Genomic DNA, 19477 nt, shown 5'->3' on the forward strand with positions numbered 1-19477 from the left:
TCGCTCGGCGGCCGGGACGCCTCACCGGGAGGTCCGGGGACGGCCCTGGCACAGGGCCGTTTCGAGGGCGGCCCCGATGTCGTCGCTCTGCGCGTCGGACCCTCCCGGCCCGGCGTTCACCATGACCGTCGCCTGCCGGCCGCCGGCGGTGGCACCGCTCGCCGTCTCGAAGCCGAGGAAGTCGCCGGTGTGCCCCCAGTAACGGCCGCCGCAGGGCAGGGGCTTGCTCTCCAGGCCGAGCCCGTAGGCGCGGCCGTCCGTCCCGCCGGTCGGCCGGGTCGTCGTCATCTCCCGCAGTTCGGCCGGGTGCAGGAGCCTGCCGTCCAGCAGGGCGGCCAGGAACCGGTTCATGTCGCCGCCGCTGGAGACGACCTCTCCGGCGGCGCCGCCGACGGCGGGGTTGATCCGGGTGATGTCGAGCAGCGGTGCGTTCTCGCCGGTGTGGGCGTAACCGCGGGGATGCGGCCGGGGGATGTCCGGCGACTCCCCGGGTACCGAGGTCTCGCGCAGTCGCAGCGGGCGGACGACGCGCCGGCGGATCTCGTCGCCGTACGGGTGTCCGGTCACCTCTTCGATGATCATGCCGATCAGCAGGTAGCCGGTGTTGGAGTAGCCCCAGCCGGTGCCGGGTCCGAAGACCGGCGGGTGGGCGAGGGCCGTCTCGACGAGATCCCGGGCGTCGCGGTGGGCCAGCGGGTCCCGGACGATCTCCTGCGGCTCGAGATGGTCGAGGAAGTCGGGCAGTCCAGCGGTGTGCTGGAGCAGTTGACGGACGGTGACGCGCCGTCCGTCGTTGCCGTGCCCGCGCACCACGCCGGGCAGGTGGCGCTCCACCTTCGCGTCGAGGTCCACCCGCCCCTCGCCCACCAGTTGGAGCAGGACCGTCGCCGTGAACATCTTGGTCGCGCTGCCGATCCGGAACCTGCTCTCGGGGTGCACCGGCCTGCCGCTGCGCACGTCGGCGACGCCACTGGTCAGCACCGTGCCGCCGCGCCGGTCCCGCACGTCGAGAAGGGCTCCGGGGCCGCCGTCGACCGTGGTCAGGCGGTCCAGGATCTCCTGAAGCCGCGTCGCACCGGGCGTTCGGCCTGCTTCGGCGGTGGCGGCGGTGGCGGCGGCGCCGCCCGTCGTCGCGCCGCCCGCGAGTCCGGCCGCGAGGGCCAGGACGAGGGCGGCGCCCAGCGTCCGCTGGTGTGTGCTCACGTTTCCGTCCTCGTCCCTGGGAGTCGCCGGCGGGCTGTCCACGATGCCGCCGCACGGCCACCGCCGCGATGGGGCAGCCCTCCGCACCGGTGGTGGGGTTGCCCCCCGGTGACACCCCCTCCGCCCGGCCCCGCTCCCGTCCGCGCCGGCGACGTCAGGTGACGCCGGCCGCCGCCGCACTCAGTGCGGTCCGCACGCTCGCCGTCAGGTCCGCCCGCACGGCCGCGGGGTCGGCGGCCGGCTCGGCGGTGCGGTAGGCGTGGTGCTCGACCGCCGCGCGCAGGGCGGCGTTGAGCATCGCGGCCCAGAGGGCCGGCCGTACGTCGTCGGCGGGCAGGCGGGCTCTCTCGGCGAGGGCCCGCGCGAAGACCGGTTCGGCCTCGTCGTGGGTCTGCAACCAGACCGCGCGCAGGGCGGGTTCGGTCCGCGCCAGGCGCAGCAGGGCACCGACGTCCGGGCCGGGCAGCGCGGCGTCGGTGGCCCACAGGTGGTCGAACGCGTCCGGCAGGGGACGGCCGTGTTCCCAGTGCCGCAGGGCTTCGGCGATCGTGTCGACGCCGGTCGACAGCAGGGGCCGTACGCAGCTCTCCTTCGTGGGGAAGTAGCGCCAGACGGTCCGGGCCGAGACACCGACCGCCTGTCCGATCTGCTCGCCCGTGGTCGCGGCGACCCCCTGGTCGACGAACAGGTCGACCGCGGCCCTGGCGATCTCCAGCCGGATGGCCGCCTTCCGCTCCGCGGTCAACGGCGGCCGTCCCGTCCGTCCGCTGGCTGCGCCCATCCGCCCCTCCGGCCCCAGTGATCCATGCCGCCCCCATTCTCCCTCCCCTTCTCCCCCTTCTCCACTGCCTCCACTGCCTCCGCCACGACTTTATGTCACTCAGAGACATTAATGGGTAGGCTGCCGAGGCGGCGGAACACCGGTCCACCGCGTGGACACCTCACTGGACGGAGTACTTCATGACCGGCGATCCGAACGGACGCAGCGTGGTCGTCACCGGAGCCGGATCGGGCATCGGCCGCGCGACCGCCCTCGCCTTCGCCGCTCAGGGCGACCGCGTCGTGGCGGCCGACCTCGACCCGGACGGGGTCGCGGCGACCGTGGGGGAGATCGAGCGGGCGGGCGGCACCGCGGTGGCCGTCACGGGCGACCTGAGCGAGCAGGCCGTGGTGGACCGCGTCGCGGCGACGGCCGTCGAGCGGTTCGGCGGCGTGGACGTCCTGGTCAACAACGCGGGCATCATGGACAGCATGTCGGCCCTGGCCGACGTGGGCGACGCGGAATGGGAGCGCCTCATCCGGGTCAACCTCACCGCCCCGTTCCTGCTCACGCGCGCCGTGCTGCCGCACATGCTGGCCGCGGGCCGGGGCGCCGTCGTGAACACCGCCTCCGAGGCCGCCCTGCGCGGCAGCGCGGCGGGCGCCGCGTACACGGCGTCGAAGCACGGCGTGGTGGGGCTGACCAAGTCACTGGCGGTGATGTACCGCAAGAACGGCATCCGCTCCAACGCGATCTGCCCGGGAGGCACCGCGACCGCCATCGCGGTGGAGGCCGACCGGACGGCACACGGCCCGGCGGCGATCGGTCCGCACTTCGTCAACCTCGGCCGGGTGTCGCGGCCCGAGGAGCAGGCGGCCGCGATCCTGTTCCTCGCCTCCGACGCCGCGAGCAACGTCAACGGCGCGATCCTGCCGGTCGACGACGGCTGGTCCGCCGTCTGACGGGGCTGGTCCGCCGTCTGACGGGGCGTCCCGCGAGGGAAGCCGTGCGCGCGGAACGCGGACCGGCAGCGCGACCGGACGGCGGAAGCAGTCGCCGCCCGGTCGCGTGCCGACCGCGCACGGGCCTACCCCCGGGCGGACGTCCCGGTCGCGAGGACCTCGTCCATGGACTCCTCCCGCCACCTCTGGAGCAGCCGGTGGAAGGCGAACGCGCCGTGCGGGTAGGCGAACGCGCCGTTGGGCCGGCCGCGCCCCTCAGCGTTGTAGTAGCCGGGGGTGCACTCGGCGTGGAACCACTCGTGGTCCGGGGCGTCCTCGGCCAGTACCGCAAGCCAGGCGTCCTCGGAGGCGCGGGACGGCTCGATCACCGCGCCGCGGGCCTCGGCGGCGGCGACGAGGGCCGCGGCGTGGACGGCGTGTTCGTCGAGCACGTGGGTGAAGTTGACGCTGGGGGCGCTCTGGGTGCCGCCCAGCTGGATCAGGTTGGGGAAGCCGTTGCTGGTGAACCCGTGCAGCGTCCGCGGCCCCCGCTCCCGCCAGGCGTCCCGCAGCCGGACCCCGCCCCTGCCGTGCACGGGCAGCCTGCCGGAGAGGATGCCGGAGTTGCCGACGGAGAATCCGGTGGCGAAGACGAGGCAGTCGAGTGGGTACTCGGTGCCGCCGACCACGACGCCGCGTGCGGTCATCCGCTCGATGCCCTGGGTGTCGGCGGTGTCGACCAGCGTGACGTTGTCCCGGTTGAAGGCCTGGAGGTACAGGTCGGAGAAGGTGGGGCGCTTGCACGCGTACCGGTACCAGGGCTTGAGCCTCTCCGCCGTCCCCGGGTCGGTGACGACCTGCTCGACGCGGGCCCGTACCTCGTTCATCTTGGCGGCGTCCGCCACCTCGTAGGCGGCTTCGAGGGCCGCGCGGTCGTCCTGCCGGCGAAAGCTCGGCAGCAGCTTCTCCAGCAAACCGGCCGAGGACGTCCACCGGTCGGCGACGAAGTCGTCCTCGACGTGCTCGCCGGAGACGATGCCCAGGAAGTTGTCGCGGCGCTCGCGCGCCCAGCCGTGGTGGTCGGCACCGACGTCCCGGGCGGTGGTACGGCGGTTGCCGCGCACGTCCACCGTGGACGGAGTGCGCTGGAAGACGTAGAGGTGTCCGGCGTCCCGGGCCAGTTCCGGGACGACCTGGACGCCGGTGGCGCCGGTACCGACGACGCCCACGCGCTTGTCCGACAGGCCGGTCAGACCGCCCTGCGGTGTCCCTCCCGTGTACGCGTAGTCCCAGCGCGAGGTGTGGAAGGTGTGGCCCTCGAAGTCCTCGATGCCCGGGATGCCGGGCAGTTTCAGCTCGGTCAGCGTGCCGGTCGCCGTGACGACGTACGTGGCGCGGAACTCGTCGCCCCGGTCCGTCGTGACGACCCATGCCCCGGAGGTCTCGTCCCAGTTCAGGGACGTGACCGTCGTGGAGAACAGCGCGTCGGCGTACAGGTCGAACTTCTCGGCGATGCGGACCGCGTGCCGGCGGATCTCCTCGCCGGGCGCGTACTTCCACTCCGGCACGTATCCGGTCTCGTCGAGCATCGGCAGGTACACGTGGGACTCGACGTCGCAGTGGATGCCCGGGTACCGGTTCCAGTACCAGGTTCCGCCGAAGTCGCCGCCCTTCTCGACGACGCGGACGCGCCCGATGCCCTGCCGGCGCAGCCGCGCGCCCGCGAGGATGCCGCCGAACCCGCCACCGACGACCGCGACGTCCACCCGGTCCCGCGCCGGCTCCCGCCCGGACTCCTCGGCCGCGTAGGGGTCCTCGGCGTAGTAGCCGAAGCGGGCCTCGGCGGCGACGTACTGCTGGGCGCCGTCGGGCCGTACCCGGCGTTCCCGTTCGAGGCGGTAGCGCCGTCTCAGGTCGGCAAGCGCCTCGGCGGACAGCGCTTCGGACTGCGTCATGTGGGGGCCTCGATCCTTCCGGTTCACTGCCAGGGGACCGCTCCGTCCGAGAAGTGGGCGCAAGCGCACCGGACTTGAGCAGGCATGCACTACCGTAGCAAGTACCGGACAGTGTTGTCCGGTTGCGATCGAGCCAGCTTCCACATCACTCCGGACAGGAAGAGTTCCCCCTCATGCGACGACTCCCGATCCGTGCCCTGACCGGGCTCGCCACGGCCGGCCTGCTGACCCTCACCGGGTGCGGCACCGAGACCGCCGGCCCCGCCGCGGACCCCGCCGCCGCGCCCGGCGCGGGCCGGACCGTCCGCGCACAGCAGGTCATGCGGCTGACCGAACCCCACGAAGCGACCGGCATGACCCTGCTGGAGGGCCCCACGTTCGACGCGGACGGGAAGCTGCTCGTCGTCGACGTCACCGCCCCCGCCGGCGAGCCCAAGGTGCTGCGCGTCGACGTCCGGCGGAAGACCGCGCGGCGGGCCTACACCGACGACCGCGGCGCCTACACCTCGGCGCAGTTCGGCCCGCACGACGGACGCGTCTACCTGACCGACTTCTCCAGCGGCGACATCGTGAGCCTGGCCCCGGACGGCGGCGACCCGCGGACCTTCTTCTCCGGCGAGGTCGAGGGCGCCCGCATGAACCCCGACGACATCGCCTTCGACGAGGAGGGCAACCTGTACGTCAGCGACTCGCGCGGCATGTCCGAGGGCGAGCCGAAGGGGCGCGTGGTGCGGATCGGCCGCGACGGGACGGAGGCCACCGTCCTGGCGGCCGGGCTGGCGGCACCGAACGGGATCTCCTTCGACGAGCGGTACCGCGGCCTGTGGATCAGTGAACTCACGGAGAACCGCGTCTCCTACCTGCTCCTGGACGGCGAGGGCGGCGTCGCCTCGCGGCACACCGCGATCCGGGTCGACGGCGGCGTCGCCCAGACGGACTCGATCGCCGTGGACGCGGACGGCAACCTCTACCAGGCCCTGCACGGCCGCCCGGCGATGGCCGTGTACGACCGCGACGGCGAGCGTCTGGCGACCGTCGAGGTACCGGGACGCGCGGCCGACGGCCTGGAGTCGGCGACCAATGTGGCGATCACGCCCGGCGGCACCAAGGCCTACATGACCGTCAGCGGCCCCGCGGGCGGGTACCTGTACTCCTTCGACGCACTGGGACGGGGCGTGCGCCAGTCCAACGGCGGCTGACCGCGGCCGCCGGTCACTCCTCGAAGGGGCGCACCGGTCCCACCTCGACGCCGAGCAGCCGCCACGCCGCGAGCGCCCGGCGTTCCCGGTGCTCACGGGTGGGGCCGGTGACGGCGCCGGAGACCATGGCGACGGCGACCATGAGGTCACCCCGCTCGCCGGCCAGCGGATGCCCCGGGGCCAGGTGCCCGCGCAGGGCGCGTTCGACGCGCTCGGACAGTGCGGTGGCGTACGCCGGGACGCCGGACGCGCCGGACGCGCCCTCCGCGTGCAGGATGCTGATGAACGCGGCGGACTGCGTCTGGTGCCACGTCAGCACCCCGAGGACCAGGGCGATGTCCGCTGCCGGCTCGGCGGCGACCTGCTCGATCTGCCGCACGTTCTCGTCCAGGACCGCCGTCGCCACGGCGGCCCGGTCGGGGAAGTGCCGGTACAGCACGCCCTGGCCGACTCCGGCCCGGCGGGCGATCGCGGACAACGGGGCGTTCAGACCGGATTCGGCGTAGATCTCCCGGGCCGCGGCGATCAGAGCGGCCCGGTTGCGGGCAGCCGCCCTGCGCCCGTCGTTGGCGGGCCGCCGTTCGTCGTTGGCGGGCCGTCGCTGGTCCGGGGCGGGTCGCTGTGTCACGCCGAGAGCGTAGCGGCAGGCGCGGGCGCCCAAAGGCGCGCCCCGGCCCGCTCCCTGCGCTACCCGTCGCCGCGGGCGGGCCGGCCCACCATCAGCGCGGACGCGCGAGGCGCGAGGAATTGGTCGAGGACCAGTTCGGCGGCGCCCTGCGCCGCCACCCGGTCACCCACCGCGGACCCCTGGACCTCCACCCCGCGCGCCGCCACCAGTTCGCGAGCGACCAGGTCACCCATGACGGGAAGGAACGCCGGGCTCAGCCTGTCCCACAGCGGTCCCCCGATCACCACCCGTGGCACGTCGAGCAGGTTCACCAGCACGCCCAGGCCGACGGCGACCCGGTGTGCGGCGCGACGCAGGAGGCGCGCGGCGACCGCGTCGCCCTCGGCCGCGCGAGCGCACAGCGCGGAGCAGGCGTCGTCCACGGCGACGTAGTCGTTCAGGTCGGGCAGGGGCATCAGGCCCACCCGGGCGGCCTGGAGGACGAGGGCCTCCGGGACGCAGGCCGCCGCCAGGCCCCCTCGGCGTCCGCTCCACTCCAGTTGCTCGGCGTCGGAGTCGACGAGCAGGTCGCCGACCTCGCCGATGTTGTTCGTGGTCCCGCGTACGACCTGGTTGTCCAGTACGACCGAGGCGCCCACACCGGAGCCCAGGTAGAGGAAGACGAACGTGTTCGACGTCTCCTGCGAGGCCCGGAGCTCCGCCGTGGCGGCGGCGGTGACGTCCTTGCCGAGGAGGACGGGCAGCCCGGTCGCCTCGCGGAGGTCCGCGCCGAGCCTGACGTCGCGCCAGTTGGGCAGCTGAGGCGGATCGAGGAGGACGCCGGCGTCGGCGTCGAGCGGGCCCGGGGCGGCGATGCCCAGTCCGAGCACCCGGGCCCGGTCGACGCCGGCCTCGGTGATCAGGCCGTGGACGGTGTCCGCGATGAAGGCGGTCACCTCCGACGGATCGGTGACCTGCGGGGTGTGCTCCTGGCGTCCGAGGCGGACCTCGCCGGCGAGGTCCAGGAGTACGACGGTCAGCCGCGCGGGGTCGATGTGCACGCCGACCGAGTAGGCCCCGTCGGGGTCGGTGACCAGGGGGATGCTCGGACGGCCGCGTGCGCTGCCGCCCGGCGTGCTCTCGCGGATCAGCTGCTCGTCGATCAGCCGGCGGGTGATGTTGGAGATGGTCTGGGAGCTCAGCCCGGACTCGCGCTGGAGGTCGGCCCGGCTGACGCCGCGTGACCTCCGGACCAGTTCCAGCACCACCGCCTGGTTGTAGTCCGCCAGCCGGAGCTGGTTGCTGCCGCGGCGCATGCACGTCCCCCTTGTACTCGTTCCGTGCTCTTGAGTTCAGTCTCTGCCCACGACCGGCGATCGTCCGGGGCCATCCGGCACTTCGTCAATCGGTGGAGACTTTTCATCCATCGAATGGAATATCTCCGCGATCCCGCCAGGCCACCAGCTCCTTGAAAGGCTGCACCGACGACCCCGCGACAACCCCGCGGCGACTCTTGACGAGGCGCAAAAGACCTCCCTACGATCGCTGAACTTTATCCGATCCGCTGGATAAAAGCATCCGGCGGCCCCCGCCGGGGAGAGGTGACGCGATGAGCCGCAATCGTGTCCGTGCGGCTGCCGCCGCCGGAGCTCTGCTCGCAGGTGCACTCACGGCCTGCTCGGGCTCCGGCGACGACGACGGTTCGGTGACCATCAAGCTGCTGGAGTACCAGAAGGCCCGCGCGGACGTCATCGAACCCCTCATACCGGAGTTCGAGCGGGCGATGGCCCGGCGGGGACAGGAGGTCAAGGTCGAGCTGATCGCCGACACCCTCACCGACGACCAGTTCCGCACCAAGATCACGCAGCAGCTCCACTCCGGTTCCGCACCGGACGTCATCGACATGGGCGGCACCAACGTGACCGGTCTGGCCGGCGCGGGCTACCTGCTGAAACTCGACGAGTACCTGAACGGCTGGGACGGCTGGGACCAGTACTACGCGTCGGTGAAGGACGGTGTGCGGCAGCCGGACGGCGGGTACTACTCGCTCCCGCACGAGGCGAGCGTGCAGAGCCTCTTCTACCGCAAGGACGTACTGGAGCGCCTGGGTGTCGACACGTCCCAGCCGCGCACCTGGGACGAGTTGATCGGAAGGATGAAGCAGGTCAGGGCGGAGACCGGGGAGGCCCCCATGGTCCTCCCCGCGGGAACCGCGTGGGGTGCCGGTTCGTGGTCGGAGGGCCTGCTGCCGATCGTCGCCGGCACCGGCAGCACCCTCTACGACGCCGAGTCCCGGAAGTGGACGCTCGAGAGCGAGGGACTGTCGGCCGCCTTCGACCTGTACGCCGAGCTGATCGAGGACGGACTGCTCCCGGTCCGGGATCTGCAGAACCCGAACCCGTGGGAGCCGACGAAGTACCAGAAGTTCCCCGAGGGCACGATCACGGTGGCGGCCCAGGGCAGCTGGGGGTGGAAGTACGACTGGGGTCCGGAAGGCGCGGCACCGATCGAGAACGTGCGCGAGAAGGTCGGCGTCTGGGACTACCCGGCCCTGGTGCCGGGCACGGAGCCGTACTCGGTCAGCGGTGGCGGCTACGGTTACAGCGTCAGCGCCGAGTCGGGGCACCCCGACGCCGCGGCCGAGCTGGTGAAGTGGCTGAGTTCCGGGGTGCCCCTGGCGAAGCAGCTGACCGCGGTGGGCGCGGTCTCGCCGCGCAAGGACCTCTCCGGTACCGCGCCCTACAAGGACGAGCCGACGCTGCTGGAGGCGGAGCGCAAGCTGCCCGGCACCGTGCAGCCGCTGCTGGGTGACGGCCAGGACCAGGTGTCCCAGGCGGTCCAGGGCGCGACGGGGGAGTTGGTGTCCGGCGACGCGGACGGCGGCGAGGCCGCCGACGACTTCGCGGAAGAGGCCGAGGAACTGCTCGGCCGCCCCCGGGTGGCGAAGTGACCGCCCCCAAGACGGCCCCGGGCCGGCTGAGCCCGCGGTGGCGGGAGCGCGGCGCCCTGTCGCTGCTGCTCGGACCGTCCGTCCTCCTCATCGCGGTCTTCGTGATCGCCCCCGCCTGCTACGGCGTCTACCTCGCCTTCACCGACACGCAGTTGACCGGCTGGGCCGCGCGCGACCCGCAGTTCGTCGGCCTGGAGAACTTCCGGCACCTGCTCGGCTCCGAGGACTTCCTCGCGTCCCTCGGGCGCACCGGCCAGTTCGTGTTCTGGTCGGCGATCGTCGGACAGACCCTGCTCGGCATGCTCGCCGCGCTCCTGCTGCGCGCGAAGTGGCTGCGCGGCAAGGGCCTGTTCGGCTCGCTGGTGCTGCTGCCGATGGTGGTTCCCGAGGTGGTCGCGTCGCTGACCTGGGCGAGCGTGCTCTCCTCCGACGACAGCGGCACCTTCAACCGGCTCCTGGCGATGTTCGGCTCCGGGGCGGCGGCCCCACTGCAGGACTCACCGATGCTGTCGGTGATCATCATCAACGTCTGGCGGGGCATCGCACTCGCCATGATCATGTTCCAGGCCGCGCTGGAGGACGTACCCGACGAGCTGATCGAGGCCTCGCGGATGGACGGCGCAGGCGCCCTGCAGGTGTTCCGGTACGTCACGCTGCCGCTGATCCGCGGTCCGGTCTTCCTCTACCTGCTGCTCACCACCATCACCACGGTCGGCGTCTTCGGACTGGTCTACTTCCTGACCCAGGGCGGCCCCGGACAGGACACGGAGCTGTCCTCCATCTACATCTTCCAGCGCGCCTTCCAGTACTCGCAGATCGGCATGGGCAGCGCCGCCTCGGTGATCCTGCTCGTCCTTCTGATGGTCCTGGGTCTGACGTACGCCCGACTGGCGAAGGTGAAGGTCTGATGACGCACGCGACCACGGCACCCGTGGAACCCCAGGCCCCCGCCGGCCGGCGCAGGCGCACGCCGGGGTGGAAGCTCGTGCAACGGGCCCTGCAGTACTTCCTGATGGTGCTGCTCGCGCTGTTCTGCGTCGCGCCGTTCGCCTGGGTCGTGCTGACCGCGGTGGACGCGGACGGGGGACCCTCCGTCGCCCTCCCGACACCGACCCTGGACAACTTCGTACGCTTCTTCACCGACGGCGGTACCCCGCGACTGCTTCTGAACAGTGTCATCGTGTCGTTCTCGGCGACCGCGCTGAACCTGGCCTGCGGCGTCTTCGGTGCCTACGGGCTGTCCCGCTACCGGTTCCGCGGGCGGACGACCTTCATGTTCGCGATCCTGCTGATCCGGGTGGTCCCGCCGCCGGCGACGATCGTGGCCCTGTACCTGCTGATGGTGAAGATGCACCTGGACGACGGCTACCTCGGACTGATCCTGGTCGAGGCCGCGGCGGCACTGCCCATCACGCTGTGGCTGCTGAAGGGGACCATCGACGCCGTTCCCTTCGAGCTGGAGGAGGCTGCCTGGCTGGACGGGAACACCCGGTTCGGCGCGATCCGCCGGGTCGTCCTGCCGCTGGTCGGGCCGGGTCTCGGCGCCGCCGCGATGCTGACGTTCATGGCGGTGTGGGGCGACTTCCTCACCCCGCTGGTACTGCTGCAGTCGCCGGACCTCTATCCGCTCTCGATCGGCCTGTTCCGCTCGTTCACGGCCTTCAACCAGGTCGACTGGGGAGTGCTCGCCGCGAGTGCCGTCGTCTACATGGCGCCACCGGCCGTGCTCTACCTCTTCCTCCGCCGTCACTTGATGCGTTCCAGCCTCGGCGGCGCCCTGAAGGGCTGAGGCGTCTCATCCCTGCCGCGGTCGGCGAGATCCCCGTGTGCCCTGCCAGAACCACCCCACAGTGAGTACGAGGAGACCCTCTCTTGGTTGACGACAATCCCCACGGACGCGTGCAACTCGATGCCACCGCACTGGCGATGCTCCGGGTCCGCCGGTTCACCAAGTTCCGGATCGCGCCCGCCGTCTACCGGGACAGCCGTCCGACGCAGATCTCCGCATGGACGGTCGGCGGAGAACCGGTGCCGTTCGCCGATGCCGTGACGAGGCGGTTCGAACCCTTCGCCGTCGGCCGCGAGTGGGGGCGCCCCTGGGACACCACCTGGTTCGACGTCCGAGGTGAGGTACCCGCCGACTGGGCCGGGGCGGGAGAGGCCGAGCTCGTCGTGGATCTGGGCTTCACCGGCGACCAGCCGGGGTTCCAGGCCGAGGCGCTGGTGTACCGGCCGGACGGAGAGGTCGTCAAGGCGATCGAGCCGTACAACTCCTGGATTCCGATGCCCGATCCCGGCCCCTTCCGGCTGCTGGTCGAGGCGGCCGCGAACCCCATCGTCCAGGTGCCCTACGAGTACGAGCCCACGGCGATGGGCCACAAGGCAACCGCGGGCGACCAGCCTCTGTACCGGCTCGCCGACCTGTCGGTCGCCCGCCGCGACCGGCAGGTGTGGGAGCTGCTGCAGGACGTGGCCGCCCTCGACGGACTGACCGACGCCCTGCCGGCCGAGGGGGCCCGGCGCGCGGAGATCGTGCACGCCCTGGAGCGGATGGTCGACGTCATGGATCCCGAGGACGTGGCCGGTACGGCGGCCCGCGGGCGGGAGGTGCTCGCACCGGTCCTGGCCGGCCGCGCGGCGGACAGCGCCCTGGTCGTGTCGGCGGTCGGGCACGCCCACATCGACTGCGCCTGGCTCTGGCCGACCCGGGAGACCGTACGGAAGGTGGCGCGGACCTTCGCCAACGTGCTGGACCTCAGCGACCGGCACCCCGACTTCGTGTTCGCCGCCTCGTCGGCGCAGCAGTACGCGTGGCTCAAGGAGACCCAGCCGGGCCTGTTCGAGCGGGTCAGGACGGCCGTGGCCGACGGTGTCGTACGACCGGTGGGCGGCATGTGGGTCGAGTCCGACACCAACATGCCCGGCGGTGAGGCGCTGGCCCGCCAGTTCGTGCTCGGCAAGCGCTTCTTCCTGGAGGAGTTCGGGGTGGACAGCGACGAGGTGTGGCTGCCCGACTCCTTCGGCTACACCGCGGCGATGCCGCAGATCGCGCGGGCGGCGGGCGCCCGCTACTTCCTCACCCAGAAGCCGTCCTGGAACGAGACCAACCCGATGCCGCACTCCAGCTTCCAGTGGGAAGGCATCGACGGCTCCCGGGTGTTCACCCACTTCCCGCCGGCGGAGACGTACAACTCCGACCTGGGCGCCGCGGATCTCGCGCGCACCGAGCGGACGTTCCGGCAGAAGGGGAAGGCCCGGAACGTCCTCGGCCTGTACGGATGGGGCGACGGTGGCGGCGGCCCCACCCGGGAGATGCTGGCCGCCGCCGAGCGCAAGCGGGACCTGGACGGATCGCCGCGGGTGCGGCTGACGGACCCGGACAGCTTCTTCCGCGCCGCCGAGGCGGAGTTGGCCTCACCGCCGGTGTGGGTCGGCGAGATGTATCTCGAGCTGCACCGCGGCACGCTCACCTCCCAGCACCGCGGCAAGCGGGGCAACCGGCGCAGCGAGGCCCTGCTCCGGGAGGCCGAACTGTGGGCGGCCACCGCCGCCGTCCGCCGCGGCACTCCGTATCCGTACGACGCGCTGCGCCAGATCTGGGAGACGGTGCTGCTGCTGCAGTTCCACGACATCCTGCCGGGCACGTCGATCGCGTGGGTCCACGAGGACGCCGAGCGGGACTACGACCGCGTGGCCCGGGAGCTGACGGATCTCGTCACCGACGCGCTCGACGCGCTCGGTGGGGACGGGGCGGGGCCCCCGGTGGCCGCCAACGCCGGGCCCTACCCGCGGCACGGCGTACCGGCGATGGGGATCGGCCCGGTGACCGCGCCGGCGGCGGCCGTACCGCGGTGGGCGGACGACCGGCTCGTCCTCGACGACGGGCGGCTGCACGTCGAGATCGACCGGCGTGGCACGCTCGTCTCGGTGGTGGACCTGGCCGCCGACCGGGAGTTGCTGCCGCGCGGTGTCGCCGGGGGCGTCCTCCAGCTCTTCCGCGACACACCGCGGGAGTGGGACGCGTGGGACATCAACGAGGAGGACAAGCGGAGCTGCCACGAGCTCGTCGAGCCGGCGTCGATCGGCATCGTGGACGACGCGGTCGTCGTACGGCACGAGCGCGGGGACACGGCGATCGACATGACCGTCCGGCTGGCGGACGGGAAGATCGACTACGCCTTCGACATCGACTGGCACGAGTCGCAGAAGCTGCTCAAGCTCGCCTTCCCGCTGGACGTCCGGGCGGACCGCGCCACCTCGGAGATCCAGTTCGGTCATCTGCACCGGCCGGTCCACCAGAACACCTCCTGGGACGCCGCCCGCTTCGAGACCGTCGCCCACCGGTGGATCCATGTCGGCGAGCCCGGCTACGGGGTCGCCGTCGCCAACGACGTGGTCTACGGCCACGACATCCGCACCGGGCAGGCCCCGGACGGCCGGCCGATGACGACGGCCCGGCTGTCCCTGCTGCGGGCGCCGCGCTACCCCGACCCGCACGCGGACCAGGGGCGGCACGACTTCACCGTGAGCCTGCGCCCCGGCTCGATTCCCGACGCCGTCGTGGACGGGTACGCCCAGCACCTCCCGCTGCGGACCGCGCCGGGAGCCGCGGCGGAGCCGCTCCTCGAGGTCACGGACCCGGCGGTCGTCGTGGAGAGTGTCAAGCTGGCCGAGGACCGCTCCGGAGACCTCGTCGTACGCCTGTACGAGGCGCACGGCGATCGCTCCCGTGCGGCCGTGCGGACCCGCTTCTCCTGGCGTGCGGCCGAGGCCACCGACCTGCTGGAGCGCGCCACGGACAGCACGGCGGTCCGCGCGGCGACGCCCGGGAGCGAGGTCGAGGTCGAACTGCGCCCGTTCGAACTGCTCACGCTCCGCTTCCGCGACCCGGCGGCCTGACCGGCCCCCTGTCCCCCTGGGCCCCTGGGCCCAGGTGCCCTGTCCCGAGAGAGCCCGACGAAAGGTGACTCCATGTCGGTCGACCACGAGGAACTCCCCAGGCCGGAGTATCCGCGCCCGCAGTTCCGCCGGGCGCGCTGGCTGAATCTCAACGGACAGTGGGAGTTCGAGATCGACCGGTCCGACACGGGCCTCGAACGCGGGCTCGTCGAGCGCGAGCTGGCCGGCGCGATCACGGTGCCCTTCGCCCCCGAGGCCCGGCTCTCCGGAGTCGGGGAGCAGGACTTCCTGCGGTCGGTCTGGTACCGCCGCACGATCACCGTCCCGCGGGAGTGGGACGGAGACCGGCTGTTGCTGCACTTCGGAGCGGTCGACCACGACGCCACCGTGTGGGTGAACGGGACGGAGGTCGGCCGGCACCGGGGCGGGTTCACCGGCTTCACCGTGGACATCACCGGTGCCGCCCCCGCCGGCGTACCGGTGCCCCTGGTGGTGCGGGCCCGCGACGAGCCCACGGCGCCGCAGGCCAGGGGGAAGCAGTCGGTGGCGTTCGCGCCCCGCGCCGCCAAGTACAGCCGCACGACCGGCATCTGGCAGACGGTGTGGATGGAGCCGGTCCCGGCGGCCGCCGCGCTGCGCCGCCCCCGCATCACACCGAACGTCGCGGCCGGGGCGTTCGACGTGGAGGTGCCGCTCTCCGCGAACCTGCCCGGCGGCGTCGTGCACGTCCGGGTCCGCGACGCCTCCGGGGACGTGATCGACGGCACCGTCCGCGCCGACCTCGACCTCGCCCCGCGGCTGAGCCTGGTGCTGCCGCCGGACCGGATCCGGCTGTGGTCGCCCCGCGACCCGCACCTGTACGACGTCGATTTCGAGCTGCGCGACGCGGGCGGGCAGCTCGTCGACCGCGTCGAGTCGTACGCCGGTCTCCGCGGCGTCGCCGTCACCGGCAAGCAGATCCGGATCAACGGCGACGTCGTCTTCCAGCGGCTGGTCCTCGACCAGGGCTACTACCCCGACGGGCTGATGACCGCGCCCGGCGACGCCGACCTGGTCCGGGACATCGAACTCGGTCTGGCGGCCGGCTTCAACGGCGCACGTCTGCACCAGAAGGTCTTCGAGGAGCGTTACCTCTACCATGCCGACCGCCTCGGCTACCTGGTCTGGGGCGAGTTCGGCGACTGGGGCTGCAACACGGAGCAGGGCCAGTCCACCAACCAGCAGCCGGACGCCTCGTACGTACAGGAGTGGCTGGAGGTCCTGGAACGGGACCACTCGCACCCGTCGATCATCGGGTGGTGCCCGATGAACGAGACCTGGCAGGACTACGGCGACCGGATCACCGCGCTCGACGACGTGATGCGCGGGATGTTCCTGGCCACCAAGGCCCATGACACCTCGCGCCCGGTGCTCGACACGTCCGGCTACGCGCACCGGGTCCCCGAGTCCGATGTGTTCGACAGCCACGACTACGAACAGGACCCGGCGGCCTTCGCGGCGAACCACCGTCCGCTCAGCGACGGCGACCCGTACGTGAACCGGTCCGACACCACCGGATCGTCCTGGTCCATCGGCTACCGGGGGCAGCCCTTCTTCGTCAGCGAGTTCGGCGGCATCTGGTGGAATCCCGCCGAGGCCGGCCGGCCGCAGTCGGCCACCGGGTCCTGGGGGTACGGCGAACGGGTGCGCAGTGTGCAGGAGTTCCACACCCGTTTCGAAGGGCTCGTCGGCGCGCTGCTCGACCACCCGGACATGTTCGGCTACTGCTACACGCAGTTGACCGACGTCTTCCAGGAACAGAACGGGATATTCGGGTTCGACCGGTCGCACAAGTTCGACATCGCGCCCATCCGCCGGGCCCAACTGCGTCCCGCGGCCATCGAGACCGAAGCACGGCGGCGGGACGCCCGGGAGCCCGGCGCATGAGAAGCGGTCACGGTCACGTCCGGCGCGGGTCGGGCGCGTCCCTCCTCATCGCCCGGCTCCCGGCCCCGCGGTGCCGGGGGCGGTGAGCGGGCCGTCGCCGGCGAGGCCGAGTTCGCGGTCGCCGAGGGGCGTGAAGAACCGCTCGACGTCCGCGTCGGCGACCTCACCGAGCGTCGCCGGCGACCAGCGCGGAGCACGGTCCTTGTCGACGACCTGGGCCCGGATGCCCTCCACCAGGTCGGGGCTGCCCAGGCAGGCGCAGGAGACGCGGTACTCCTGGTCGAGCACCCGCTCCAGCGCGCCGAGCCCGCGGGCGCGGCGCACGGCCGCCAGGGTGACCTTCACCGCGGTCGGGGACCTGGTGAGCAGCGTCTCTGCGGTCTCCCGGGCCTCGGGACCGCCGTGGTCGAGGAGCCGCTGGACGATGTCCTCGACGGTGTCGGCCGCGAAGCAGGAGTCGATCCATTCCCGCCGGCCCGCCAGGACTCCCGGCGGCGCCTGCCGCACGTGCCGTGCGAGGGCCTCGCGCACGGGCCACTCGGCGAGGTCGGCGACGAAGTCCCCGAGCGCGGCGGACGGCACGTAGTGGTCGGCGAGTCCGCACAGGATCGCGTCGGCGGCGCCGATCCGTGCACCGGTCAGCGCGAGCCGGGTGCCCAGCTCTCCGGGCGCCCGGGCCAGCAGGTGGGTGCCGCCGACGTCCGGGACGAAGCCGATGCCGGTCTCCGGCATGGCGATCGCCGACCGCTCGGTGACGACACGGACGCTGCCGTGCGCGGAGACACCGACGCCGCCGCCCATGACGATTCCGTCCATGACGGCGACGTACGGCTTCGGGTAGTGGGCGATGCGGGCGTTGAGGCGGTACTCGTCGCGCCAGAAGGCGGCCGAGGCCCGGCCGTCGCCGTCGCGGGCGTCGTCGTGGATGGCGCGGATGTCGCCGCCGGCGCACAGGCCGCGCTCCCCCTCCCCGGTGATGACGACGGTCCCGACGGCCGGGTCGTGCTCCCACTCCGTGAGCTTCGCGTCGATGCGGAGCACCATGTCGTGGGTGAGGGAGTTCAGGGCCCTCGGGCGGTTGAGGGTGATGCGGGCGGCGTGGCCGCCCGTGCGGAACAGGACGTCGTTCATCGGAACGCCTCCGTCAGTCCGCGGGCCGCGATGACGCGCATGGTCTCGTTCGTTCCTTCCGGTACCGGTGGGCACACAGGTCACTGACGATCTTCTCAATGCGGTGGTCGCCGGGGCGGCCCTCCCCCGCGGTCGGCCGTCGCGCACCGTCGGCGCGGGCCGCCCGAGGGACGAGGCGGTGCTGTGCGAGGCCGGACGGTGCGTGCGGCGCGGCACCGTGGACGAGGTGCTGCCCGCCGACCGGCCGCGCCGGGAGGCGGTCGCACCGGGAGGCGGTCGCGGCCCCCTCGGATCAGGTCGGCAGGTGACGCGTGTGGGAGAGGCGGCGGGACGCGGCCAGCAGGGCGTGGAGCTGCGGGCCTACGTGGTCGATGTGCCGCACGGTCCGGTGGAAGGGCAGCCGGACGTCGCGGTGGCCCCGCGCGTGTTCGAGCCGCAGGGTCAGTCCGTAGCGGTCGATGCCCACCGGGACCACCCGCCGCACGTCCCCGTCCGGCAGGGGACGCACCAGGCGCAGGAGCAGGGGGACGAGTTCGGGGTGGTCGTCGACGAGGTGGGTGAGCAGGCCCGCCTCGCTGGTCGCCAGGGGGTCGGGGTCGGCCGCCTCCAGGTCCGCGAGGGAGACGTAGGTGCGCGCCGGGGAATCCTCCAGGACGCACTGGCCGAACTCCATGCAGGTGCTCTCGGCGGAGCCGGGGTCGTAGGGCGCGGCCAGCAGCCCGGTGAGGGTGACGCGGGCGCGCAGGCGGTCGCGGACGGGGGTGGGGGCGATGTCGGTGAGTTCCAGCCGGATCGGCACCCGCCCGGCCGGCGGGGCGCCGGGGCCCTCGAACGGGGCGTGCAGATGGACGTGTCCCATCACCCCGGCGCCGTCGAGGTGCTGGACCTCGGTGTGCCGGCCGTCGGTGACCACGGTCATCGAGTGGGCGGCGGCCAGGATCGAGCGGGCGCGTTCGGCGGCTGTCGGCGCGCCGGCGCGCGAGGGGGTACGACGCATCCGGCGCCCTCCCGGAGTCAGTAGAGTTAGGTGAGCCTAACCTAACTCACCCCGGAAGGCTGCCGCTGCTACATCCGGAAGCCCGCGGGCCCCCGCACCGCCGCGGCGGACAGCTCCGCGATCCGGGCGGCGGGCACCGGCACGCCGGGCGCCTGCTGGACCCAGGCCACATACTCCCCGGCCGTCAGACCGGACGGCGGCCGCCCCACGTACGGGGCGGCGTACAGAGGGGTGTTGGGCTCGCTGCGCCAGCTGTCGGCCAGGGTTCCGAGATCCACCGTGTCGAAGCCGAGGACGTCCAGCAGATCGGCCACCTCCTTCTTGGCGTCCGGGTCGTCGCCGGACAGCGGCAGCGCGGTGCGGTCGGGGGCTCCGGCCGGGCGGAACAGCTCTGTCAGCTGCTTCGGGCCGATGTTGTGCAACGCCTTCACCACCCGGGCGTTCGCGAGATGACGCTGCACCAGTTCGCTGGAGGTCAGCTCGTCGCTGTCGAGTTCCGGTATCGCGAAGCCGGAGTGCGGCGCGTAGTTCATCGGGTCGATCACGGTCTTGCCGGAAAGCTCGGCCCGGGGCAGTTGTCCGCGGGCCGCCAGCGGCACGGACGCGACGACCAGGGAACCGGCGCCTGCCGCCTCGGCCGCGGTGGCCGCGCGGGCCCGCGCGCCGAGCTCGGCGACGAGACCGGCCAGCGACCCGGGGCCGCGCGAGTTGCTCAGAACGACGTCCAGGCCGGCGTCGACGGCGCGGCGGGCGACCTCGCGGCCGACCATGCCGGTGCCGATGACGCCGAGGGTTGGTGTGCTCACTTCTTCTCCGTTCACGTCTCCCCGCGTCGCGGCATCCGGCGGGTGGTACCGCTCCGGCGGGCTCGTACCCATCACAGCGGGAGTGACCTGTGCGAACAATGAC

General features: G+C 72.6%; 15 protein-coding genes. 7 read left to right on the plus strand and 8 right to left on the minus strand.

Annotation, left to right across the window (positions count from 1 at the left end):
• Positions 1-21 precede the first annotated feature (21 nt).
• Both IG94_RS0100515 and IG94_RS0100520 read right to left on the minus strand, forming a co-directional pair.
• Positions 22-1203: a serine hydrolase domain-containing protein gene (locus tag IG94_RS0100515; protein WP_043482707.1), complete on the minus strand. Its 1182-nt coding sequence runs from the start codon at positions 1201-1203 to the stop codon at positions 22-24.
• A gap of 154 nt (positions 1204-1357) precedes the next feature.
• Complete coding sequence (locus IG94_RS0100520) at positions 1358-1984, minus strand: TetR/AcrR family transcriptional regulator (protein ID WP_031029194.1); 627 nt, start codon at positions 1982-1984, stop codon at positions 1358-1360.
• 179 nt (positions 1985-2163) lie between these two features.
• Between IG94_RS0100520 and IG94_RS0100525 the strand changes: the two genes are divergently transcribed.
• Positions 2164-2925: an SDR family NAD(P)-dependent oxidoreductase gene (locus tag IG94_RS0100525; RefSeq protein ID WP_031029197.1), complete on the plus strand. Its 762-nt coding sequence runs from the start codon at positions 2164-2166 to the stop codon at positions 2923-2925.
• A gap of 125 nt (positions 2926-3050) precedes the next feature.
• Here IG94_RS0100525 and IG94_RS0100530 read toward each other — a convergent pair whose 3' ends face one another.
• The gene (locus IG94_RS0100530) at positions 3051-4859 is read right to left on the minus strand and encodes a flavin-containing monooxygenase (RefSeq protein ID WP_031029201.1); all 1809 of its coding nucleotides are present in this window, start codon (positions 4857-4859) and stop codon (positions 3051-3053) included.
• A 173-nt stretch (positions 4860-5032) separates the two neighbouring features.
• Here IG94_RS0100530 and IG94_RS0100535 point away from each other — a divergent pair, with 173 nt between their 5' ends.
• Positions 5033-6058, plus strand: coding sequence for an SMP-30/gluconolactonase/LRE family protein (locus IG94_RS0100535; RefSeq protein WP_031029203.1), 1026 nt, complete (start codon positions 5033-5035; stop codon positions 6056-6058).
• 13 nt (positions 6059-6071) lie between these two features.
• Here the strand turns inward: IG94_RS0100535 and IG94_RS0100540 are convergent, their stop codons facing one another.
• Both IG94_RS0100540 and IG94_RS0100545 read right to left on the minus strand, forming a co-directional pair.
• Positions 6072-6686 carry a TetR/AcrR family transcriptional regulator gene (locus IG94_RS0100540; protein ID WP_031029206.1) on the minus strand — a complete coding sequence of 205 codons (615 nt, stop codon included), beginning with the start codon at positions 6684-6686 and terminating at the stop codon, positions 6072-6074.
• 59 nt (positions 6687-6745) lie between these two features.
• The gene (locus IG94_RS0100545; RefSeq protein WP_031029208.1) at positions 6746-7981 is read right to left on the minus strand and encodes an ROK family transcriptional regulator; all 1236 of its coding nucleotides are present in this window, start codon (positions 7979-7981) and stop codon (positions 6746-6748) included.
• 293 nt (positions 7982-8274) lie between these two features.
• Here IG94_RS0100545 and IG94_RS0100550 point away from each other — a divergent pair, with 293 nt between their 5' ends.
• From IG94_RS0100550 to IG94_RS0100570, 5 genes are all read left to right on the plus strand, one after another.
• Positions 8275-9615: an ABC transporter substrate-binding protein gene (locus IG94_RS0100550; RefSeq protein ID WP_031029210.1), complete on the plus strand. Its 1341-nt coding sequence runs from the start codon at positions 8275-8277 to the stop codon at positions 9613-9615.
• On the plus strand, positions 9612-10523 hold the full coding sequence (locus IG94_RS0100555; protein WP_051159470.1) for a carbohydrate ABC transporter permease: 912 nt from the start codon (positions 9612-9614) through the stop codon (positions 10521-10523). Before IG94_RS0100550 ends, IG94_RS0100555 begins: the two co-directional genes overlap by 4 nt.
• The gene (locus IG94_RS0100560) at positions 10523-11404 is read left to right on the plus strand and encodes a carbohydrate ABC transporter permease (protein ID WP_031029217.1); all 882 of its coding nucleotides are present in this window, start codon (positions 10523-10525) and stop codon (positions 11402-11404) included. Before IG94_RS0100555 ends, IG94_RS0100560 begins: the two co-directional genes overlap by 1 nt.
• Before the next feature lie 137 nt (positions 11405-11541).
• Positions 11542-14514: an alpha-mannosidase gene (locus IG94_RS0100565; RefSeq protein ID WP_031029220.1), complete on the plus strand. Its 2973-nt coding sequence runs from the start codon at positions 11542-11544 to the stop codon at positions 14512-14514.
• Between the two features lie 72 nt (positions 14515-14586).
• The gene (locus tag IG94_RS0100570; RefSeq protein ID WP_031029223.1) at positions 14587-16440 is read left to right on the plus strand and encodes a glycoside hydrolase family 2 protein; all 1854 of its coding nucleotides are present in this window, start codon (positions 14587-14589) and stop codon (positions 16438-16440) included.
• 45 nt (positions 16441-16485) lie between these two features.
• On the opposite strand, the gene IG94_RS0100575 is transcribed toward IG94_RS0100570, so the two are convergent.
• The 3 genes from IG94_RS0100575 to IG94_RS0100585 form a co-directional block, all read right to left on the minus strand.
• The gene (locus IG94_RS0100575) at positions 16486-17571 is read right to left on the minus strand and encodes an enoyl-CoA hydratase/isomerase family protein (RefSeq protein ID WP_031029226.1); all 1086 of its coding nucleotides are present in this window, start codon (positions 17569-17571) and stop codon (positions 16486-16488) included.
• 292 nt (positions 17572-17863) lie between these two features.
• On the minus strand, positions 17864-18568 hold the full coding sequence (locus tag IG94_RS0100580) for a DUF2470 domain-containing protein (protein WP_031029228.1): 705 nt from the start codon (positions 18566-18568) through the stop codon (positions 17864-17866).
• A 68-nt stretch (positions 18569-18636) separates the two neighbouring features.
• Positions 18637-19374: an NADPH-dependent F420 reductase gene (locus IG94_RS0100585; RefSeq protein ID WP_224326207.1), complete on the minus strand. Its 738-nt coding sequence runs from the start codon at positions 19372-19374 to the stop codon at positions 18637-18639.
• Positions 19375-19477: the final 103 nt, after the last annotated feature.

The sequence above is a fragment of the Streptomyces olivaceus genome (genome assembly GCF_000721235.1).
GTDB classification, from domain to species: Bacteria; Actinomycetota; Actinomycetes; order Streptomycetales; family Streptomycetaceae; genus Streptomyces; species Streptomyces olivaceus.